Genomic DNA, 278 nt, shown 5'->3' with positions numbered 1-278 from the left:
GAGAGGCCCGAAGGTCCCCCTCTTTGGCCCGTAGGCATCATGCGGTATTAGCCATCGTTTCCAATGGTTATCCCCCACATCAGGGCAATTTCCTAGGCATTACTCACCCGTCCGCCGCTCGACGCCGTTATCGTTCCCCGAAGGTTCAGATAACTCGTTTCCGCTCGACTTGCATGTGTTAGGCCTGCCGCCAGCGTTCAATCTGAGCCATGATCAAACTCTTCAATTTAAGATTTTGTTCGGCTCAATGAATACTGAACATTACATAAAGTAATGTT

Annotated in this window: 1 rRNA gene; it reads right to left on the bottom strand. The window is 49.6% G+C overall.

Going from position 1 to position 278, the window contains the following annotated elements:
• A 16S ribosomal RNA gene (locus tag UF05_RS13235) occupies positions 1 to 229 on the bottom strand; the annotation flags it as partial.
• Positions 230 to 278 lie beyond the last annotated feature (49 nt).

The sequence above is a fragment of the Vibrio sp. S457-15 genome (genome assembly GCF_000960545.1).
In the GTDB taxonomy this organism is placed as follows: domain Bacteria; phylum Pseudomonadota; class Gammaproteobacteria; order Enterobacterales; family Vibrionaceae; genus Vibrio; species Vibrio parahaemolyticus.
This window is presented reverse-complemented; position numbering and strand designations above follow the sequence as displayed.